This window comes from Arcicella aurantiaca (assembly GCF_003148625.1).
Lineage (GTDB): Bacteria > Bacteroidota > Bacteroidia > Cytophagales > Spirosomataceae > Arcicella > Arcicella aurantiaca.
Genome location: NZ_QGGO01000030.1, coordinates 11,994 through 31,278, shown reverse-complemented (window position 1 = coordinate 31,278; position 19,285 = coordinate 11,994). Strand labels below are relative to the sequence as shown.

Annotated in this window: 13 protein-coding genes; 7 read left to right on the top strand and 6 right to left on the bottom strand. The window is 35.7% G+C overall.

The features are described from left to right. Positions 1 to 5 precede the first annotated feature (5 nt). From LV89_RS20355 to LV89_RS20345, 3 genes are all read left to right on the top strand, one after another. Positions 6 to 503, top strand: a complete 498-nt coding sequence (locus LV89_RS20355) for a GbsR/MarR family transcriptional regulator (RefSeq protein ID WP_109744768.1) — start codon at positions 6 to 8, stop codon at positions 501 to 503. Between the two features lie 140 nt (positions 504 to 643). Further along, on the top strand, positions 644 to 1,453 hold the full coding sequence (locus LV89_RS20350) for a thiol-disulfide oxidoreductase DCC family protein (protein ID WP_109744767.1): 810 nt from the start codon (positions 644 to 646) through the stop codon (positions 1,451 to 1,453). Further along, positions 1,450 to 2,340, top strand: a complete 891-nt coding sequence (locus LV89_RS20345; RefSeq protein ID WP_109744766.1) for a TIGR01777 family oxidoreductase — start codon at positions 1,450 to 1,452, stop codon at positions 2,338 to 2,340. Before LV89_RS20350 ends, LV89_RS20345 begins: the two co-directional genes overlap by 4 nt. Before the next feature lie 52 nt (positions 2,341 to 2,392). Here the strand turns inward: LV89_RS20345 and LV89_RS20340 are convergent, their stop codons facing one another. Further along, a complete protein-coding gene (locus LV89_RS20340) occupies positions 2,393 to 4,117 on the bottom strand; it encodes a M3 family oligoendopeptidase (protein WP_109744803.1) in 1,725 nt (574 codons plus the stop codon). Positions 4,118 to 4,279: 162 nt separating this feature from the next. Here LV89_RS20340 and LV89_RS20335 point away from each other — a divergent pair, with 162 nt between their 5' ends. The 3 genes from LV89_RS20335 (at position 4,280) to LV89_RS20325 (ending at position 8,003) form a co-directional block, all read left to right on the top strand. After that, positions 4,280 to 5,185, top strand: a complete 906-nt coding sequence (locus LV89_RS20335) for an Rpn family recombination-promoting nuclease/putative transposase (protein ID WP_109744765.1) — start codon at positions 4,280 to 4,282, stop codon at positions 5,183 to 5,185. Between the two features lie 137 nt (positions 5,186 to 5,322). After that, complete coding sequence (gene recQ / locus LV89_RS20330; protein WP_109744764.1) at positions 5,323 to 7,485, top strand: DNA helicase RecQ; 2,163 nt, start codon at positions 5,323 to 5,325, stop codon at positions 7,483 to 7,485. A 152-nt stretch (positions 7,486 to 7,637) separates the two neighbouring features. Continuing rightward, positions 7,638 to 8,003: a hypothetical protein gene (locus LV89_RS20325; RefSeq protein WP_109744763.1), complete on the top strand. Its 366-nt coding sequence runs from the start codon at positions 7,638 to 7,640 to the stop codon at positions 8,001 to 8,003. A gap of 79 nt (positions 8,004 to 8,082) precedes the next feature. Here the strand turns inward: LV89_RS20325 and rhaT are convergent, their stop codons facing one another. Then, positions 8,083 to 9,153, bottom strand: coding sequence for an L-rhamnose/proton symporter RhaT (rhaT, locus tag LV89_RS20320; protein ID WP_109744762.1), 1,071 nt, complete (start codon positions 9,151 to 9,153; stop codon positions 8,083 to 8,085). A gap of 321 nt (positions 9,154 to 9,474) precedes the next feature. Between rhaT and LV89_RS20315 the strand changes: the two genes are divergently transcribed. Continuing rightward, positions 9,475 to 10,617, top strand: coding sequence for a DEAD/DEAH box helicase (locus LV89_RS20315; RefSeq protein ID WP_109744761.1), 1,143 nt, complete (start codon positions 9,475 to 9,477; stop codon positions 10,615 to 10,617). Between the two features lie 76 nt (positions 10,618 to 10,693). On the opposite strand, the gene LV89_RS20310 is transcribed toward LV89_RS20315, so the two are convergent. The 4 genes from LV89_RS20310 to LV89_RS20295 form a co-directional block, all read right to left on the bottom strand. Beyond that, positions 10,694 to 12,475 carry a DUF2326 domain-containing protein gene (locus tag LV89_RS20310; protein WP_109744760.1) on the bottom strand — a complete coding sequence of 594 codons (1,782 nt, stop codon included), beginning with the start codon at positions 12,473 to 12,475 and terminating at the stop codon, positions 10,694 to 10,696. Beyond that, positions 12,476 to 12,715 (bottom strand): ABC-three component system middle component 8, encoded by a 240-nt coding sequence (locus LV89_RS25965; RefSeq protein WP_109744759.1) that lies wholly within the window; start codon positions 12,713 to 12,715, stop codon positions 12,476 to 12,478. Beyond that, positions 12,712 to 13,644 carry an ABC-three component system protein gene (locus LV89_RS20300; protein WP_109744758.1) on the bottom strand — a complete coding sequence of 311 codons (933 nt, stop codon included), beginning with the start codon at positions 13,642 to 13,644 and terminating at the stop codon, positions 12,712 to 12,714. The genes LV89_RS25965 and LV89_RS20300 overlap by 4 nt, the downstream gene beginning before the upstream one ends. A gap of 65 nt (positions 13,645 to 13,709) precedes the next feature. Then, positions 13,710 to 19,250 (bottom strand): alpha-2-macroglobulin family protein, encoded by a 5,541-nt coding sequence (locus tag LV89_RS20295; protein WP_109744757.1) that lies wholly within the window; start codon positions 19,248 to 19,250, stop codon positions 13,710 to 13,712. Positions 19,251 to 19,285 lie beyond the last annotated feature (35 nt).

Here is a 19,285-nt window from a genome sequence, read left to right as displayed (position 1 = left end):
ATTCCATGAACTATAAAGAAACACAAGACGAGTTTATTCAGTTATGGGGGCGGTTGGGTACAAACTGGGGAATCAATAAAGCAATGGCTCAAATTCATGCTTTATTACTCTCGGTTGAAAACCCTTTGACGACCGATGAAATCATGGAACAACTTCAAATTTCACGGAGTAATGCCAATTTGAATATTAGAGCCTTGTTAGATTGGGGTTTAGTTTATAAAAAACATATCCCAGGAGACAGGAAAGAGTATTTTATAGGAGAAAAAGATATGTGGGATGTAGCAGTTAAAATAATGACTGAACGCCGTAGAAGGGAAGTAGAACCTGTTGTGAAAGAATTAAAGCAATTAGCCGATTTTGAAGCCAATAGTTACGAAGAAAAGAATTTCAAGAAGTTATTAAGTGATACAATTGATTTATCCGAAAAACTAACAAGTATTGGAGGTATGGTTGAGAAAGCAGATAAATTCAGTTTTTTCAAATGGATTATAAAGGGTTTTTGAGTGCGTAACACAGACTTTAGTCTGTTTATTATACGAACAGACTAAAGTCTGTGTTACAAAATACTGAGCTGAAAAGCTCAATATTTTTAAATTTAATTTCCTAAAATATTCGTAAACACGAAAATAAAATAAAGATTGTTATGGAAACTTTACAGAATTACAAACTACTTATTGATGCAGATTGTCCAATGTGTCGATTATATGGAAATGCTTTTGAAAACAATGGTTTAATTGACAAAGGAACCAGTAGCCCTTACCAGACAGTCGATTTATCTGTATCAAATTTGGTAGATATGAACCGAGCAAAGAATGAAATTGCTTTTGTCAATACTTTGAATAATGAAGTCGTTTATGGTCTTGATGCATTCAAAATAATTCTGTCTAATGCTTTTCCGAAGTTATCAGCAATACTAAATTTTAAACCCATTGATTGGTTTGGAAGAAAATTATACCGCTTTGTTTCTACCAATCGAAAAATAATTATTCCTGCAAAATCATCAGGAAATGATTGTACACCAACTTTAAACGTCAAATATCGTATCGCTTATTTACTATTTGTTGCTGTATTTTCATCATTGATTATCTACAACTACTCTACTTCAATTAATCAAATGATGGGGTGGAAAAGTAGTATTTATAGAGAATTAATCATGTGTTTTGGACAAATTATTTGGCAGACCATTTTTCTCAACAAAATACTCAAAACGAAGTTCTGGGACTATATTGGTAACATGATGACCGTATCAATGATTGGGACAATTCTTTTATTGCCAATGCTCATTTTCAACACAAGTTCAATCGTACATTTGGTTTATTTTATGATGGTTGTGAGCGTAATGTTATTAGAACATTTGAGACGTTGTAAGATTCTTGAAATTGGAATTATGCCTACAATTTTATGGGTTGCATATAGAATAACTTTTTTACTTTTAATAGGACTACTCCAATGAAAATCATCATAGCAGGCGGAAGTGGATTCTTAGGAAAATCTTTAGAAAAACACTTTCAAAATCACGAAGTGTGGATTTTGACTCGAAATCCAAGACGTTCAAATGAAATATATTGGGATGCTAAAAATTTAGGAGAATGGTCTGAATATCTTGAAAATGCAGATGTATTAATCAACATGACAGGCAAATCTGTCGATTGCCGATACAATGATAAGAATCGGGCGGAAATTTTAAGGTCGAGAATTGATAGTACCAATATTTTACAAAAAGCAGTCGAAAATTGCCAAAATCCACCCAAAGTATGGCTTAATTCGAGCAGTGCAACCATTTATGTTCACGCCGAAACTCAATTAATGACCGAAACAAACGGCATTATTGGAGATGACTTTTCAATGAATATTTGTAAGGCTTGGGAAAAAGCCTTTTTTGAAAAACAAAATCTTAATACTCGAAAAGTTGCCTTACGAACTGCGATTGTTTTGGGAAATGAAGGCGAAGCGTTAAAAAAACTCAAAACAATTACTCGTTTGGGTTTAGGCGGAAAACAAGGAAGCGGAAGACAAAAAATGAGTTGGATTCACGTAGAAGATTTTTGTAGAGCAGTCGAGTTTATTATTCAAAATGAGTCAATCAAAGACGTTGTAAATGTTTCTGCTCCGAATCCAATAGAAAATCAAGCTTTTATGGCTATTTTAAGAAATAAACTAAATGTACCTTTTGGGTTACCATCACCCGTTTTTCTCTTAGAAATTGGGACATTATTCCTACAAACAGAAACCGAATTATTACTAAAAAGTAGAAACGTTTATCCTGAAAGGTTATTGAATTATGGATTTCAATTTAAGTTTGAAACGGCTGAAAATGCTTTGGAGGAACTACTTGGATAAAAGCAATAATTGCCAACTTTTAAAAAGTTGGCAATTATTAATAATAATCCTCCTACCCTTTCAAAATCGCCAACTCTGCTCTCACAAAATCCATCAACGATGCAATGTGTGCTTTTGAGAAATCGAAAGGAATATTGGCGGCGGCGTAAATCTCGCCCATTGGTTTGGTGTAGCCCAATTTCAAGGCGTTCAAATATCCTTCTAAACCTTTTTGTGGGTTTTCTTTGTAGTTTTTCCACACGCCAATCGCACCTAATTGGGCAATTCCGTATTCGATATAATAAAACGGCAATTCAAAAATGTGTAACTGCTTGTGCCACATCGTCGCTTTGTATTTTTCTAAACCTGACCAATCTGTTACGCTATCCGCAAATTGCTCGTATATACGTACCCACGCATCGGTACGTTCTTCGGTGGTATGCGTTGGATTTTCGTAAATCCAATGTTGGAATTTATCAACCGTTGCCACCCACGGAAGCGTACTAATAATGTCTTCTAAATGTTGAATTTTGGCACGTTTTAATTCTTCTTCATTGTCAAAATATACATCCCAATTATCCATTGAAATCAATTCCATCGACATGGAAGCTAACTCGGCTACTTCCGACGGAAAATTACGGAATGTATTTAACGCCAAGTCTTTCGTAACAATTGAATGCACGGCATGACCACCTTCGTGAAGCATCGTAATGACATCACGCATCAACGAAGAAGCATTCATAAAAATGAACGGAAAACCCGTTTCTTCTAAGGGATAATTGTATCCGCCTGGGGCTTTTCCAACTCTTGATTCCAAATCTAAACGTCCCATTCGCTTCATAATACGGAGACATTCGCCTAAAAATGGGTCAAGTTTTGTAAAACATTCGATGGTTTTATTCAACAAATCTTCACCACCATTGAAGGGGTGCAAAGCTGGGCGACCTTGCGTATCAACGCCTTTATCCCACGGACGAAGAGCGTCTAATTTCATTGTATCCTTACGCTCTTGGCTCAATTCGTTCAGAATTGGAACAACGGTTTCTGCTACCGCTTCGTGGAAAACGTAACAATCTTTAGCCGTATAATCAAAGCGTTTTAGAGCCGCAAAAGTATAATCTCTGAAATTCTCAAAACCTGCATTCAAAGCCACTTGATGACGAATTGTTTTCAGTTTATTGAAAATTTCGTCCATTTTTTCATGGTCTGCATAACGGCGTTCTTGGAGTTTATGATAAACAGATTCACGCAAAGAACGGTCGGTATTTTCCAAGAAAACACTGGCTTGTTGAAGCGTCTTTACTTGTCCGTCAATCTCCACAGTCATAGCTCCGACCGTTGCTTGATATTCACTCGAAAGGTTTTGAATTTCGGTAAACAAAGGAATATTTTCATTTCTAAAAATCTCCGTTGATTTCTTCATGCCTCTGATGGTAATTTCAAAGCCAGCGTCTGTCAATTCATTCAAAAATGGATTTTCAAGCGTTTTTTTATTCAGAATATCATCGTACTCAGCCAATTGTGGTTGGATTTCGCCCACAAATTGGTCAAAATGAGCTTTTACTTCTTTATCGCCTGTATCGCAAGTCATTTTGATGTAACGCCATGCAAAATTTTCAGAAAGATAACTTTCCAATTCAGAACGGTCGGCAAAGAATTTACGTAAATCTTCGGCATTAGCGATGGTACGATTTACCAAATTTTCATAGAAAGGTTTTACGCTTTCCCAAGTTGTTAATTCAAACTCTTCTCCCAAAAATTTTCGTGCAGGAGGAGTGGTAGATATGGTTTCTTGCATTGGTTTTAATTTTATGATAAGTCGAAGTTTTGCTTCGAGCATTATCCGAAGAAAAAACTTCGGGTTACATTTTCAAAAGTAATAGATTTCCTTTGATTGAGTAGAAATGATTTTAAAAATGTAATTTTGTAAACTACAAAATCATAAAACACTACTACGCCAATGGCAAATATTAACAATCCGCACGATAAATTCTTCAAAGAATCTTTCTCTCGGTTGGAAGTTGTAAAAAGTTTTATTGAAGAGGTTTTTCCAAAAGAATTTAGTGACAAAATCAACCTTGAAACACTTCAACTCACCAATGCGTCCTTCATTGATGCTGACCTTTCTGAACATTTAGCCGATTTGGTGTACCAAACGCAATTTGCTTCACAAGAAGTTCTGGTTACCTTACTTTTTGAGCATAAATCTTACACTGAAAGTTTTCCTCATTGGCAACTGCTCAGGTACATGACCAATATTTGGATAGAAGAGCAAAAACAAGAAAAACAACCTTCTGTCGTTATTCCTATTATTATTCATCATGGCAAAGTCACGTGGAAGAAAAAACCAATGAGAAGCTATTTTGGAAATATCCATTCTTCTTTGGTTAATTTTTTACCTGAATTTGATTATCTGCTTTTTTCACTCAATACTTGGGAGGATTATCAAATTGCTAATTTCAAAAACATTTTTCTAAGCACAACCGCAATGCTTTTGAAACATTCACGAGATGAAAAAGAGGCTTTTTTGAAGTTAGAATCATTTTGGATTGAAAAACTAAAAGCCTTAGACGAAGCCCATGAAGTAGGATTTATAAGTTCTATCTTCAAATACATCGACAATGGCATCAACTTGACAAGGAGTGACTTAATTATTATCTTTACCAAAGTTTCAACAACAGTAAATAACATTGCTATGACTATCGCCGAAGAAATAAAAATTGAAGAAAGAGAAAACCTAACCATCAACTATGTGAAAGGTCTCTTTGAAAAAGGTCTTCAAGCAGAGTTTATCGCTGATGCGTTTAAATTACCACTTCAAAAAGTGGAAGAAATTATACAAAAGATAAAGTCTTCTGCCAATTAGGGAGGTAGATTTTATCTGTAATTTGACCTAATTTGTTACTCTAACCATTTTTTAATTTTCCAATACTTTTTAGCGACAAATCATTAACTACCAGACTCTTAACTGTTAATTAATCGCTATAAATTTTCCATTATACCATGCCCCTCACCAAAGAACAAGTCCTTAAACAATATTACGGATACGATAAATTTAGACCTCTCCAAGCCGATATTGTTGATTGGGTTTTGTACGGACAAGATGCCATGGTTTTGATGCCAACGGGTGGTGGTAAATCGGTTTGTTTTCAAATTCCTGCTCTGATGATGCAGGGGTTGACGTTGGTTATTTCGCCCTTGATTGCCCTCATGCACGACCAAGTGCAGGCTCTCAAAGCCAACGGAATTCCTTCGGCATATTTGAATTCTTCTTTGGACGGACAACAACAATCGGCAATTGAGCGACAAGTGCGGGCAGGCGAGTTGAAGTTGCTCTATATTTCTCCCGAAAAATTATTTACACAGGGTTATTTAGATTGGATTAAGACCTTAAACATCAGTCTTTTTGCGATTGACGAGTCTCACTGTGTTTCTACTTGGGGACATGATTTTAGACCTGAATATACCAAATTGCACGTCTTGAAAGAAGCCTTTCCAAACGTGCCGATGATTGCTTTAACTGCAACCGCCGACCGTGTTACTCGCAAGGATATTCTCTCACAATTAGGTATTCCAGAAGCCCGAACTTTCATTTCTTCTTTTGATAGACCCAATCTTTCGTTGTCGGTTTTGCCGGGAAGAAATCGCATAAAAATTATACAAAATTTCGTAGCTGAACGACCTCGACAATCAGGAATTATTTATTGTTTAAGTCGTAAAAATACAGAAACGATTGCCGAGGCATTGCAAAAAGCGGGTATCAAAGCCAAATATTATCACGCAGGAATGCCTTCTGCCGACCGTGCAAAAGTTCAAGATGCTTTTATTCGTGATGACGTGCAGGTGATTGTGGCGACGATTGCCTTCGGAATGGGCATTGACAAGTCCAACGTCCGTTGGGTAATTCATTATTCGATGCCTTCAAATGTGGAAAGTTTTTACCAAGAAATTGGTCGTGCAGGGCGTGACGGTGTAAAATCGGACACTTTACTTTTTTATACGTATCAAGATGTGATGGTGCGAAAAGACATGATTGCTACGTCGGAATTGCCCGAAGATATGAAGGAAGTGCAAAACGCAAAACTCGACAGAATGAAGCAATATGCAGAAGCTGAGATTTGCCGACGACGCATTTTGTTGAGTTATTTCAACGAAGAAGTTACCAAAGATTGTGGCAATTGTGATGTTTGTAAAAACCCTCCCATGCGTTTTGATGCCACTTTATACGCACAAAAAGCCCTTTCTGCCGTTGCTCGTACCAATGAAAAAGTGGCTATGAGTATGCTGATTGACATTTTGAGAGGTTCAAATAATAAAAAAATTATCGACCATCGTTACCATGAAATCAAAACTTTTGGAGCTGGAAAAGATTTAAAAGCTGACGAATGGGCGGATTATTTACAACAAATGCTCAATTCGGGCGTGATGGATATTGCTTATGATGAAGGTCATGCCTATCGCTTAAATAATGCATCTTGGGCAATTTTGAAAGAAGGCAGAAAAGTGCAATTAGTACGTTACAAACCATTTGAAGAACGTCAGGCAGAGCGTGAAACTATTGTTCCGAAAGAGAAAACCAAAAAGGAAATCATTAAAGATGCCCTTTTTGAACGTCTGCGTGAGTTACGGAAACGTTTGGCTGATGATAAAAACATTCCTCCTTTTGTGATTTTTTCAGATGCTACACTTTCTGATATGTCTCAACAAAAACCGATTTCTCAAGCTGAAATGCTGAATGTTTCGGGGGTCGGACAACAAAAATATCAACAATATGGCGAGATTTTTATTCGAGAAATCAGAGAGTTTCTGAAAACAATTCCTAAAAGTAGTTCATCGGCAGGTATAGATTCTGTTCAATATACCTATCAATTATATCAAGAAGGAAATACGGTTGAGGAAATGGCTAAAATGCGAGGATTGAGTCCAGTAACGATATTTTCACATTTGAGCAAATTATACGAAGAAGGTAAAAATATTGATTTTAGTCCGTTTATTAACAAACAACAATACGACGAAATTGTGAGGGCAGCTAAAGCAATGGGCGTTAAAAAAGGAGAAAGTGTAAAAGCTCTTTACGAAGCAATGGATTCTAAACATGATTATTCCGTGATTAGAATTGCTCTGACGATTTGGTTTAAAGATGGAATGCAGTTTATTGGTGATTAGCAACTGGTTGATTGGGTTTGGTAGCAATAAATTCAAATAGGTTTATAGTCGAATAACGTTTTAATCCAATTTTTTGAGTAATATTTGGATTAAATATGTAAAAAATTGTATCTTCATTCTTAAACTAATTTATCCCCTTAATCACAAAAATTATGAACATTGTAAAACAAATTCCCGCTTTTCTTTTAGGTGCGTTATTTATCTTTGGCGGTGCAGCTTATTTATTTAAGTTTGCCCCAGAACAACCCATGACTGGCGATGCCGAAACCTTCATGAAGTTATTCGGAAGTACAGGTTACATGACAGTTATTAAAATATGTGAATTGCTTTTCGGAATCTTGGTTTTAATTCCAAAAACACGTGCTTTGGGTTTAATTTTAGTTGCTCCAATCGTAGTGAATATTCTTATATTTGAACTACACATCGCAAAAGCTCCTGGTATTGGTGTTGTTTTGGTAATTGTAAATGCTTTGGCAATGTATTTAGTGAAAGAAAAATATTCAAGTATTCTTTCGTAAGAATTGCTTCGTGATATAAAACTAAAAAGGTCAAATTCGAGCTGAATTTGACCTTTTTAGTTTTATATCTGTTTTATGATTATTTCAATGAATTACCATATCCAACGACTAAAACAGATAATACAATCGTCAAAATTCCGACAATAATCGTTGTTAATGTTTTCTTTGAAACGCCTTTCCATTCCTTCAAAACTAAGCCCCACGAATTGGCAACTAAAATGATGAACGCCATGTGTAAAATCCATGAACTTGGTCCATTTCCTAAACGACTTTCGCCCATTCCGTAGAAAAAGAATTGTAAAAACCATGTTGTTCCCGCAATCGCAGAGAAAATGTAGTTTTTCAATAATGGTGTTTCTGAATTTGAATAATCTCCAAACGATTTATTCTTGAAATTAAGATACATACACCATAATAAATTGGTTGTTAATCCACCCCAAAGAATCACGACATAAACCACATTATTTCTATACAAAAACTCACCCTGACCTACATTTTGAGCTACCCATTGGTCATTTGCAATTTGTGCCATCGACGAACCTGCTTCAATTCCAAAACTAAAACAAGCACTCAAAACACCCGAAATCACAGAAAATGTTAAGCCTTTTACAATGTCAAACTCTGCATTATCTTCCGTTTTTCCACTGAGGTCTTTGTCTTTCATGCCACCCGCTTTTCCACAAATAACAATACCCAAAACACAAATTGCTAAACCCAATAAAACCATTTGTCCCCACGAAGTCGTCATTAAATCGTGGATAGTATCTTTACCCGTAGTTGGGTTAAAATTGTAGTAAATAGAAGGAATAATTGAGCCAAAAACCGAACAAAGTCCTAAAATAATAGAACTACCCAACGAAACGCCCAAATATCGAACGCCCAAACCATAAGTTAATCCACCGATTCCCCACAAAAGACCCATCAAATATGTCCAAAATAAAACCGAACCTTCTGTACTTGAAATGATTTCTCCAAAATTTGGTATCGTTAAATAAGCTGCAATTGGCGGTACAATTAACCACGAAAATACGCCCCCAGTAATCCAGTAACTTTCCCAAGACCAGCCTCTTACTTTCTTGTAAGGAATATAAAAACTACCCGATGCAAAGCCACCGATAAAGTGAAAAAGAACGCCAAAAATTGCTCCCATTGTAAAAGATTAAATATGGTTAAATTAGGAAAAAGTATAACAAAATCTCATTTCCTACAAACCTAAACAATCATTGGCACATAATACACCTGTACTTACCTGTAATACTAAGCGAAAAGCGATTTGCGAGAAAGCGAATGAATAGATTGCTAAAAACCAATAGCTTGCATATTGCCTTTTTTGCAAACCTCAATCAATTAAGTATAATAGCCGATTAGAGGTGAGTATTTTTGAGAGAAAAGGGAAGACCTAATTTCCTAAACATCGAGCATCAAAAGACGAAAATCGAAACTACCTTTGTATAAATTTAACAATATAAATATGTCATTTGAATCACTTGGACTTTCTGAATCTCTCCTGAAAGCAATTGCCAAACAACAATATCCCAATCCTTTTCCAATTCAGGAACAAGCTATTCCTGCTATTTTATCGGGAAAAGACATTCAAGGAATTGCCCAAACGGGTTCTGGAAAAACTGCCAGTTTTGTACTGCCTATTTTAGAGTTTTTTCAAAGAAAGAAAGCTACCAGAAGCCTACATTTAAAGGTTTTGATTCTCGTGCCTACTCGTGAGTTAGCTCTTCAAATCAGTGAAGTTATTAGTAGCTTTTCTGAAAGTTTACCCATAAAAGTAAAAAATCTTGCCGTATTTGGAGGCGTTCCGCTCAATCAACAAATGACCAAATTGAGAGATACTGAAATTTTAGTGGCTACTCCCGGACGGTTATTAGATTTGATTTCAACGCAATCGCTCAATTTGACCAAAATAGAAATGCTCGTTTTGGACGAAGCCGACAAAATGTTAGACTTAGGATTTCAAGAAGAAATGTCTTACATTTTCAGACTTTTGCCTAAAAAACGTCAAAATATTTTATTCTCCGCCACGCTTGATACCAAATTGGAAGTCATCAAAGAAAATCTTCTTTGCGAACCTATAAAAATAGAAATTGAGCCAGAAGTTGAGAATTTAGATTTGATAAAACAAACCGCCTACACCGTAAGTCCCGAACGAAAAGGACCACTTTTACGGTATTTAATTAAGTCGCAAGCCATGACGCAGGTGTTAGTTTTTGTTTCGTCAGTGAGAACTGCGGATAATTTAGTGGAAAAATTGAAGAAAAACGGCATCAACGCATTAGCCATTCACAGTAAAAAAACGCAAGGAGGAAGAACAGAAGCCCTACGTGGTTTCAAGACGGGCAAAGCACCCGTTTTAGTTGCCACCGACTTAGCTTCACGGGGAATAGACATTCAATTTTTACCCTTTGTAATAAACTACGAATTGCCACGTTCGCCCAAAGACTACGTTCACCGCATCGGACGTACAGGTAGAGCAACGGCATCAGGCGAAGCCATTTCTCTAATTTGTCCAGAAGACGAACATCATTTCAAAATCATTCAGAAGAAAATGGGTAAAAAAGTAGAAATGATTGATGGGAATTTGGTGGAGGTTGGGAAGGCTTGATTATCAAAAACATCATTAAAACAGATTGTAATCTAATATTATTATGATATTTTTGGATTACAATCTATTTTGATTATTAAAAAGTCATTTTAAATAGTTTTCCATTATCATCTTTATCATTGAGTTCTAAGATAATATTTTGAGATATATCTTGACTTTGGGGTATATTATCTTTAATTGCAGAGAAGATATACTGAATATTATATTTTTCGCAAATTTCTCGAACAACCTCTATTAATCTTGATTTTACGCCATTATCATCACCAGAAATTACATCATCATGGTAAACGAAACGAAAGTGAGATTGTTCTCTGTAATTTATTAGAATAGCCAAATCAAATGCTACGCAAAGTATTTTATAGTAAGTAGCACCTTCATCTTTTGCGTAATCTGGAAAATAAGGGTCAAACTCAATGTTATAATTTGAATTAGGACTAATTTTAATTAAAGCATTTTCGTTTAGCACACGCTTTACTATTTCAGAAAAAGTCTTACGAATACTCATGTATAAGGTACAATTAGCGGTATTATCCACAATTTCTTTTAACAGGTCTCTTACTTCTTGCAGTTCGTGTTTTTGTTTTTCTTCAATTTTCTCTTTCTTTTCTTCCATCTCCTTTATAGCATCCAATTGTGTTTGATACTTATAAAGTTCTCTTTCAATCTCTATCATTTTTTTCTGATAGATTGCATATTTTTTAAACAAAGAAGTATCTTGAATTAACTCTCTGAACTGTTCTCTTTTTTTATTCAGTACAATTAATTTTCCACTTATTTCTTTTTCTTCTTGTAGTTTTTCCGAAAGAGTATGTCTTATTTGGCTATTTCTTTCTTGCGTAATTTGGTGATTAAAGTCAATTAATTGTTCGTAAGACTTTGTTAATTTATCGGGAAAATATAAATCAACTTCGTCAAAAATATTCTTAATTTTTTTGATGTCAAATGAGAATTCATTCCGAATAGAATCATTTAGTTTTTTAATATCATATTCGATATTGTATAGTTGAGTATTCAGTTCAGCTATTTCCTCTTCAATATTGCCCACTAAATTTTGAATGGTTGCCTTGTCCTGATTATAGAAATTTAGATTTTCTAATTCTCCTTGTAAAATTTCTCTATCTATCTCAACATTCTGTTTTTTACCAACAATTGCATCTTTATCTTCTGATTTAATTCCAAAGTCTTTTTCTTGGTTTTTTATTGTTTTATTATCTTCTTTTATTTTTTCCTCTAACTCATATTTTTCCCTTAATACTTTTCCATCAAAACCCAATAGGCTGAACAACAAAGGCTTCCAATCTTTATCTTTATTTTTGGCAAATTTTCTTAGTTGGAATATTGTTTTCATTTTGGGTTCATAGTCACCCTGAGTACGCAAAGAATAACTTACCAAACGACGATAACTTTCATTATTTGATTTACAGAAGTCAAAATTTAACAATTCGTTTAAATAATCTTTTGCTTTGTCAATTGGCATGAGGGTTTTATCAAAATTCTCATAATAAATATAGTCCGTTGAACGGGCTTCATTTAGTTTAAATGAGATTTTGGTAGGATAGTCAACGGTTCTTTTTACAGTAAGATATTTTCCACTATTTAAAAGAACTTCTAAATAAAACTCATATCCTGTAAACTTTTCTTTACTACTATCTTTGTAAAAAAAGAACTTTTTGGTGTCAATACCCTTTAAAAGTAAAAAATCAACTAACTCTCCGAATTTTGACTTACCAAGATTGTGCTGTTTAGAATCATTTTGTTTCCCTTTTACATCACCAATTATAGCATTAAAGCCCCCTTTTTCAATAATAAAGGTGGTATTTTGAAATGGCTTGTTGCTATATATTTTACTTAACTTCATCTAATCAAAATTTAGTTGAAACACGTCCAACTCAGGCAAATAGTGTAACTTATCTAACAAAAACAGAAAATTTAAAGAATACGGAAATACCTCCTTAGCATTTTTGCCAAGAGCATTTATAGTCATATTGAGCAACTCGTCGTATGTCAACAAGCTATGCTTTTTTAGTTTATCAATAATTAATGCACTAACATTAATAACTGATAAATCTAAATTTAGATATTTATGCGGTATTATCATTTATTTCGACCTATATCACAGTTATAATACATGAAATGAAAAAAGGCAGGAATCGTGTTTCGATATTTTTTGAGTTTTTCAGGCTCTTTATCCATTAAATACTTTGTCAGAAATTCAAATACATTCTTAAAATCATCAAATTTTTCTCTATTTGATTCTATGACTCTTTTCAATTCTAAGGAAGTTTCTTCATAAAACTGAGCAAACTCTCCATTAATTGGGTTTTGCAAAAAATCTAATATTTGCTTTTCGTAACGGTCTAAATCTGCTAAAATTATATTTTCATAATATGATTTATCTAAATTATTAATTTGATTTTTATTCTCAATACTTGGTCTATCCAATATCAAATTACCATTTTTTGTAAGGTTAGGAAGTGTGTCATGAAAAATAATAATTAAATCTCTAATGTCTTTTTCATAAAACTCAAAAGGCATTGTAAACTTATCTAAACCAAACTGTTTAACAATTTCCTTATATTGTGATAGCCAAGAGTGAATAGTTTCTTTACCAATAATATCAACACAACTTAAATCAGTTTCCGCTTTAATACGCTTAACGGCATGCTCTCGACTTTCTGTTTCTTTTCGATTTGTAAATAGCAAATAATTATCTATTTCATTATTAGATTTTAAGTTCTTTACTTTTTCAATTTCTAAATTGATAAGACTTTTTTGATTTCCGTAAAAAGGGTTATCAGAACAACTACTATTATAATCAGTTGTATGTTTGGCTTGAACAACAAACTTCCCTGACCATTTTTCAGATTCAGATGGATATTTATTGGCAGTTCCTGTAAATCTTCCATCTCTACCTCCGTCTTTACCCTTTGAAAAACTCACAATTCCCGTACCTAAAATTTGTTGGCAAAGTATATTAACGAGTCCTTCAAAGTCATCTTCTGATAAATTTTCTAATCTATAATCCATAATACAAATCTAAAATTAAACATTTAGGATAGCAACTTAATATCATAATAAAACAAATACCACCCCTACTCCACCACAGCAACCCCACCCCCTGAATACGAACGATACTCCCCACGATACATCGCATCGGCTGATACGGGTCCCATTTGGAATTTGCCTTTTGAAACGGCTCTTACTAAATAATAGAACGTTTGCGGTTTGTCTGAAATGTTGGTAAAGAAATTAATTCGGTCGTCTCTGATGTCGAAATGCTCTGGTACGGTTTGGTCTTTTACCCAAACTAAGTCTCGGTCTGCGGTTAATCTTGGGTTTTCGATTTCTACGCCCGCAGGGAGCATATCCGTAACTACTACGTTTTCAACGGCTAATCCGTTGGTACTTTGGAGCGTAATTTTTACCACCACTAACTGATTTTGCTTAAATTTCGCTCCGCCTAATGGTTGTCCTGAACGAGTATAAAACTGCTTTCTTACCTTCAATACATTATCAATATTTTCGTATTTTCCCGTTGCACTTAAACCTTCGGCTTGGGCAAAATAGTACAAACTTCCACGTCCTTGCGTGCGAATAACCGACTGATTTCCCATATTTTTAATCAATAAATCATTCGTCGTAAAATTTCCTACTACTTTATTATTACTCAAAATAGAAGCCGTTACGGTACTTGCATTAGCTTTTTTCGCTAATTTACCCAACGCTAAAAATGCAAAAGCTTGTTCTTGGGTGGTCAAATATGGTTCGGCTTTTAGATTTTGGGATAATTGTCTCGCCAAGGTCGGAATTTGTAAATTATTGGGGTCGGTGTCAATCAAAGTGTTCAATACCAAAGCCTGATTTCTAATTGGCGAACTGAAACTTCCTCCCGATTGTCTTTCGGTAATTTCTGAACCGTAATTTCTTGGCAAAATAGCATTGTAACTTTTCACTTCGCCAATCAAACTGTACGCTGCTGCCAAGAGATATTTTGAGTCAGTGGTGAGTAAGTCCATATTAGATTTGTAATAATTCATCACTGAACGATTTGGCTTGCCTGCCATCGCCAAAACATACAAACTATAAATGGTTTCACGAGCCGCAATAACTTTGGTTTCGTAGCTTCCTGTTTCTAAATAATAGTATTCTTTATCGGTTTTCTTGGTATTTGAATTGACCGTCAGATACTCAATTAATTTGCCCAAAGTTGAGCTATTTACTTGAAAATCGTTCTTTTGAGCCTCCAACATAAAGTGCGTAGCAAAAGCAGAACCCCACCAAGAGTCACGGTCGCCTCCTTGCCAATACGACAATCCACCGCTTGGTAACTGCATGGTTTCTAATTTATGAATGGCGGCTTCTACGTTATGGCGTGGATTTAATTGGTTTTCGCCCGTTTTCATATACGGCTTTTTACCCGATTGAATTTGTTTCACAAAATCAGAAAAGTACAATTGTGGAAAAGCCGTTGAGGTGGTTTGTTCTACACAACCATAAGGATAATTGAGTAAGTTTTGGAACTTGTCCATAAACTGAACCATTGGCGATTTACTCACGGTCATTTCTGTTTTTAATGAACTCGGAATATAATCATGTATCAAATTTACATTGGCAGTTGAGCCACCATTCACCACGCCCGCTACGGATGTTTTCAGCAATGAAGTCGTTGGACGAATCGTTAATTCTGTTTTTTCTGTAAACTTCTCTTTTAAGCCATTTACCACCACATTTACGGTTGCATTGCCGATACTTGGAGCGGCTTTTACCGAGAAATAAGCTCTGCCTTCTTTTTCCGCAGGAATAATTAAGGTTTGAGAAGGTTTACCCACTACCGATAATCCGCCAGATAATGAAACCGTTGCCGTAACATTGGCATTTTGTTTGGTGGTATTGGTGATGTTTACAGGCACTTGAATTTCGTCATTTGGCGAAGCAAATCTTGGCAAAGCCGTCGAAATCACGAGTGGGTCTGCCACTTTCATATTTTTAGTTGCCGAACCAAATGCTTCGTCTTTGTAAGCCACCGCCATGATGCGTAAATCTCCCGAAAACTGTGGAATGTCAAACTCAAAAGTTGCTTCTCCTCCTATGCCAGTTTTCACGATTCCCGACCAAATTGCCACTAAATTTACCCGTCCGTTATTCAAAGGATTTACTCGTTTTTGCATATCGTAGCCATCTCCACCGACTGACGAACTTCCCGAAATTGATAATTCTGGAAATAAGAACGGATACAAATCATAGCTATTTACTTCCAAAGCCTGTTTTTGGTAAAAATAATTGTATGGGTCTGGCGTTTTGAAGTTTTTCAATTGCAAAATTCCTTCATCCACTACTGCAATCGTCAATTCTGTGCTTCCTTTGGTTTTAATGGTTACTCGTTGTTTGGTTTTTGACCGTGATTTTTCTACCGCCACAATTTCAATCGGTAAATTATTATCCAAATCTTCCACCATCACAGGGGCGTATCCGTGAGCCACCGTGAGCGGTAAATTTGAATTATCCATCGGACGAATCAACGTAGCTGAAACATAAACGTTTGGCAAATGCTCTTTCCCAATTTTGAAACTCAATTCTGCCGATTTTTTATCCGTTTCAATCACATAGTTTTCCAAAACGTGATTTCTTTCAATCGTTACAATCAACTTTCCTGCAAATGGCGTTTTGAAAAGTACCGTTGCATTATCGCCAACATTGTATTTTTCTTTATCAAATGACATCTCAACTTTTCCTTCGTTATTGACTTCAAACGAACTATTCTCAGTCGTTCCAAAACCATAGGCATAGAAACTCTGAGCCGTCCAAGATTTTGCTCCTTCGCTATGAACACGAATTTCGTACTCGCCCGAAACGGGTGGTGCATAGTTTACGGTTGCTTTTCCGCCGTCAAAATTCATTGTGCGAGAATACACTACTTTGGTTTGTTTTTTAGAAGAATATTTTAGCGAATTATCGGCATTTTTCTCAATAACCGTCTGATAATCAAAACGTACAATTTCTACTCGACCTTTTGCAGAAATGGGTTTCCCGTCCTTATTCAAAGCCACCAACGGAATTTGTGTCGGTACATTTGTGCCAATATAAGTATCTGGCATTCCGATTCCGTAGAAAACAGATTGCGTAAAAATGTCTAATTTACTCAGACGATTCACAGGGCGACCTGTTTCGTCAAAAACCGTCACATACGTTTTTGCTTCCAAAACGCCCATATTTGCGTAGGTGGCAGGAATTTGGAAACCTTCCGAAGCAATCCCATTTTCATTGGTTACGCCTTCACGAGCAACCATTTCAAAATTGGTATTATCCTGAATATCAAAGACATACCCTTTATAATCTTTGGGTTCAAACAGTTTACGATTCAAGTTCAACTCCATTTGATAATTTCGATTTGACGCAGGAGAACCAAACAAATTGGTTGCCGTAGCCATGATTTGAAGCGTCTCGCCATTTCGATAAAATTCCTTTCCAGCTTTGACATCAACCTTGATACGGTCGGGCATAAATTCTTCGATAGAAATATTGCGAGAAGCCAATAAAACATCGTTGGCGTTCAGCACTTCCACCACATACACACCCGTGATAGACGCACGGTCGGTAGGCACAGACATTTCTACCGCACCTTGTGCATTAGTCGTTTTCTTGAAAGTTTGGAACTCCTTTCCATTTGGCAAAAGCAAACGGATTTTCACAGGAATTTCACCAACCGATTCCCACTTATTTTTACGAATAATAGTATTGAAATGAAGCGTTTCCCCCGGACGATAAATGTCACGGTCGCCATAAATAAAGGCATCAAAACCCGAAGCATTATCACGTTTTCCTTCTACATCAAAACGAGACGTTTCCACTTGCGAACCATCTAAGAAAAGGTAATTAAAATCGTCTTCGGTATGAGCCGTAATCATGGCTGGACGGAACTTTGAAGCCTTAAATTCCTTGAAAATCGCCATGCCTTTTCCGTCTGTTTTTACCGTTTGAATGGTTTGATTATTTGACGAAATCAAACTTACTTCCACCCCACCGATTGGCTCGGCAGTTTTGATAGAATTAGCAAACACAACCACTTCATTTTCAGAGGATTTCATGATTAAACCAATATCCGAAATACTCACTAATTTGGTGGCACGGTTATAATATTCATCGTTAGAATTAACGCTTACCAAGTAAATTCCTTTGATAGAATTTTGTTCGGGCAAAGATAAATTCAAGGCTCTAACGCCCTTCGTTTTGGCAAGATTGGCAGTTTCAACGGTTTTATTGACGATAACATCTGAATATTGACCTGCTTCGTCGGTGTCGTAATCATAATTATTGGGGTGGCTTTCCGCTCCGTCTTCGTAATCATAATTTTCATAGCTTGCGTATCTTCCATTCGTCAAAAAATGCAAAATATTGTTCTCGTAAATTTTGGCAATTCTAACGTTCACTTTTGGCGTATTGACAATATTGATGGCTACATTTTTACTACCTTTTGATGATAGATAAACGGCTTTTTTATTCACAAATCCAATTGATGCAGGCATTTGTCCGAAGTACAAATCTTTCGTATAATCATCTGACAATGAAGCTCCTAAAACCCCTTTTGCTTCTTTATTGATGGTCAAAACATAATTATCGGTTTCGTTAAAATCACCTTTAATGATAAAACCATTTTCTGTGATTTCGGCTTTGGTTTCGAGTGTCGGCGTTTGAGGTTTAGCTTTTGGTGTAACAGGTGCTTTTTCGATTGGATTCCCCAAGGAATCATATTCGATTATGGGTTCCTCAATCACTTCTTCAGATGATGCTCCGTTGATTTCTACTTTATAGATTTTCTCTAAATCTTGAACGCTAATCGTCTGATTGGTAACGACTTTCACAAAGCCTTGATTATTTTCAAAACCGTGTTCTACGTTGGTGATTTCTAAGGTTTTAATATCGGGCAAAGACGTTTCAAAAGTCAATTCCTCTGGTGTTTCAAACTTAGAATTTGGCATAGAAAGTCCTTTTTCTAAATTGATTTTTAGCGATTTCCCTTCTCCATCTGATAAGCTTTTAATTTTCACGCTCACACTTTGAGATGCTCCCGTTTGGTTCATCTGAAAATCGTATTTTTTATCGTCGGAATCTGTTACTTTCAACACTTTAGCCACTTCTTGCGGATTCACTGGATAGTTAAAATTCAATTTCAAAACGGCAGCTCCTTGTCCATCTTCACGAGATTTTGTCCAATAAGTTTCTACATTATCTAACTTCAAATAAGGCGTATGAAACTTGATTTTCTCCGAACTCACGCCATATTTTTTCTCAGATTTATTCACAATTGACTTACTGATAGTAGCGGTATATTCGGTGGCAGGCTCAAAACCAACGGCAGGAGAAAATATCAATTCGTTGGTGGCTGTCCACTTGAATTTACCTTCTACTTTCGGTGAAATTTCAATGTATGGTTCTGCTTCCCAAGTGTTTAGGTCGCCGTCACGCACGAGGTCTTTGTCAAATGTAAAAACCAAGTTTTGAGCTAATTGCACTTCATCTTCAAAGTTCATGCTGGAGATAGCCACGTCGCCAAACTTTGAACAAGAAACCAAAAACAAGAAAATAAAACTGAAAAAATAAAGCGAAAATTGAGAGAAACGAAAAGTGGGCTTCATGGGGTTAAGCTCGATTTCAGAAATCGAGAAAGTGT

What these genes read in the sequence shown, in the direction of transcription:
- LV89_RS20355 (WP_109744768.1), top strand. Translation starts at nt 6, where the DNA reads ATGAACTATAAAGAAACACAAGACGAGTTTATTCAGTTATGGGGGCGG.
- LV89_RS20350 (WP_109744767.1), top strand. Translation starts at nt 644, where the DNA reads ATGGAAACTTTACAGAATTACAAACTACTTATTGATGCAGATTGTCCA.
- LV89_RS20345 (WP_109744766.1), top strand. Translation starts at nt 1,450, where the DNA reads ATGAAAATCATCATAGCAGGCGGAAGTGGATTCTTAGGAAAATCTTTA.
- LV89_RS20340 (WP_109744803.1), bottom strand. Translation starts at nt 4,117, where the DNA reads ATGCAAGAAACCATATCTACCACTCCTCCTGCACGAAAATTTTTGGGA.
- LV89_RS20335 (WP_109744765.1), top strand. Translation starts at nt 4,280, where the DNA reads ATGGCAAATATTAACAATCCGCACGATAAATTCTTCAAAGAATCTTTC.
- recQ (WP_109744764.1), top strand. Translation starts at nt 5,323, where the DNA reads ATGCCCCTCACCAAAGAACAAGTCCTTAAACAATATTACGGATACGAT.
- LV89_RS20325 (WP_109744763.1), top strand. Translation starts at nt 7,638, where the DNA reads ATGAACATTGTAAAACAAATTCCCGCTTTTCTTTTAGGTGCGTTATTT.
- rhaT (WP_109744762.1), bottom strand. Translation starts at nt 9,153, where the DNA reads ATGGGAGCAATTTTTGGCGTTCTTTTTCACTTTATCGGTGGCTTTGCA.
- LV89_RS20315 (WP_109744761.1), top strand. Translation starts at nt 9,475, where the DNA reads ATGTCATTTGAATCACTTGGACTTTCTGAATCTCTCCTGAAAGCAATT.
- LV89_RS20310 (WP_109744760.1), bottom strand. Translation starts at nt 12,475, where the DNA reads ATGAAGTTAAGTAAAATATATAGCAACAAGCCATTTCAAAATACCACC.
- LV89_RS25965 (WP_109744759.1), bottom strand. Translation starts at nt 12,715, where the DNA reads ATGATAATACCGCATAAATATCTAAATTTAGATTTATCAGTTATTAAT.
- LV89_RS20300 (WP_109744758.1), bottom strand. Translation starts at nt 13,644, where the DNA reads ATGGATTATAGATTAGAAAATTTATCAGAAGATGACTTTGAAGGACTC.
- LV89_RS20295 (WP_109744757.1), bottom strand. Translation starts at nt 19,250, where the DNA reads ATGAAGCCCACTTTTCGTTTCTCTCAATTTTCGCTTTATTTTTTCAGT.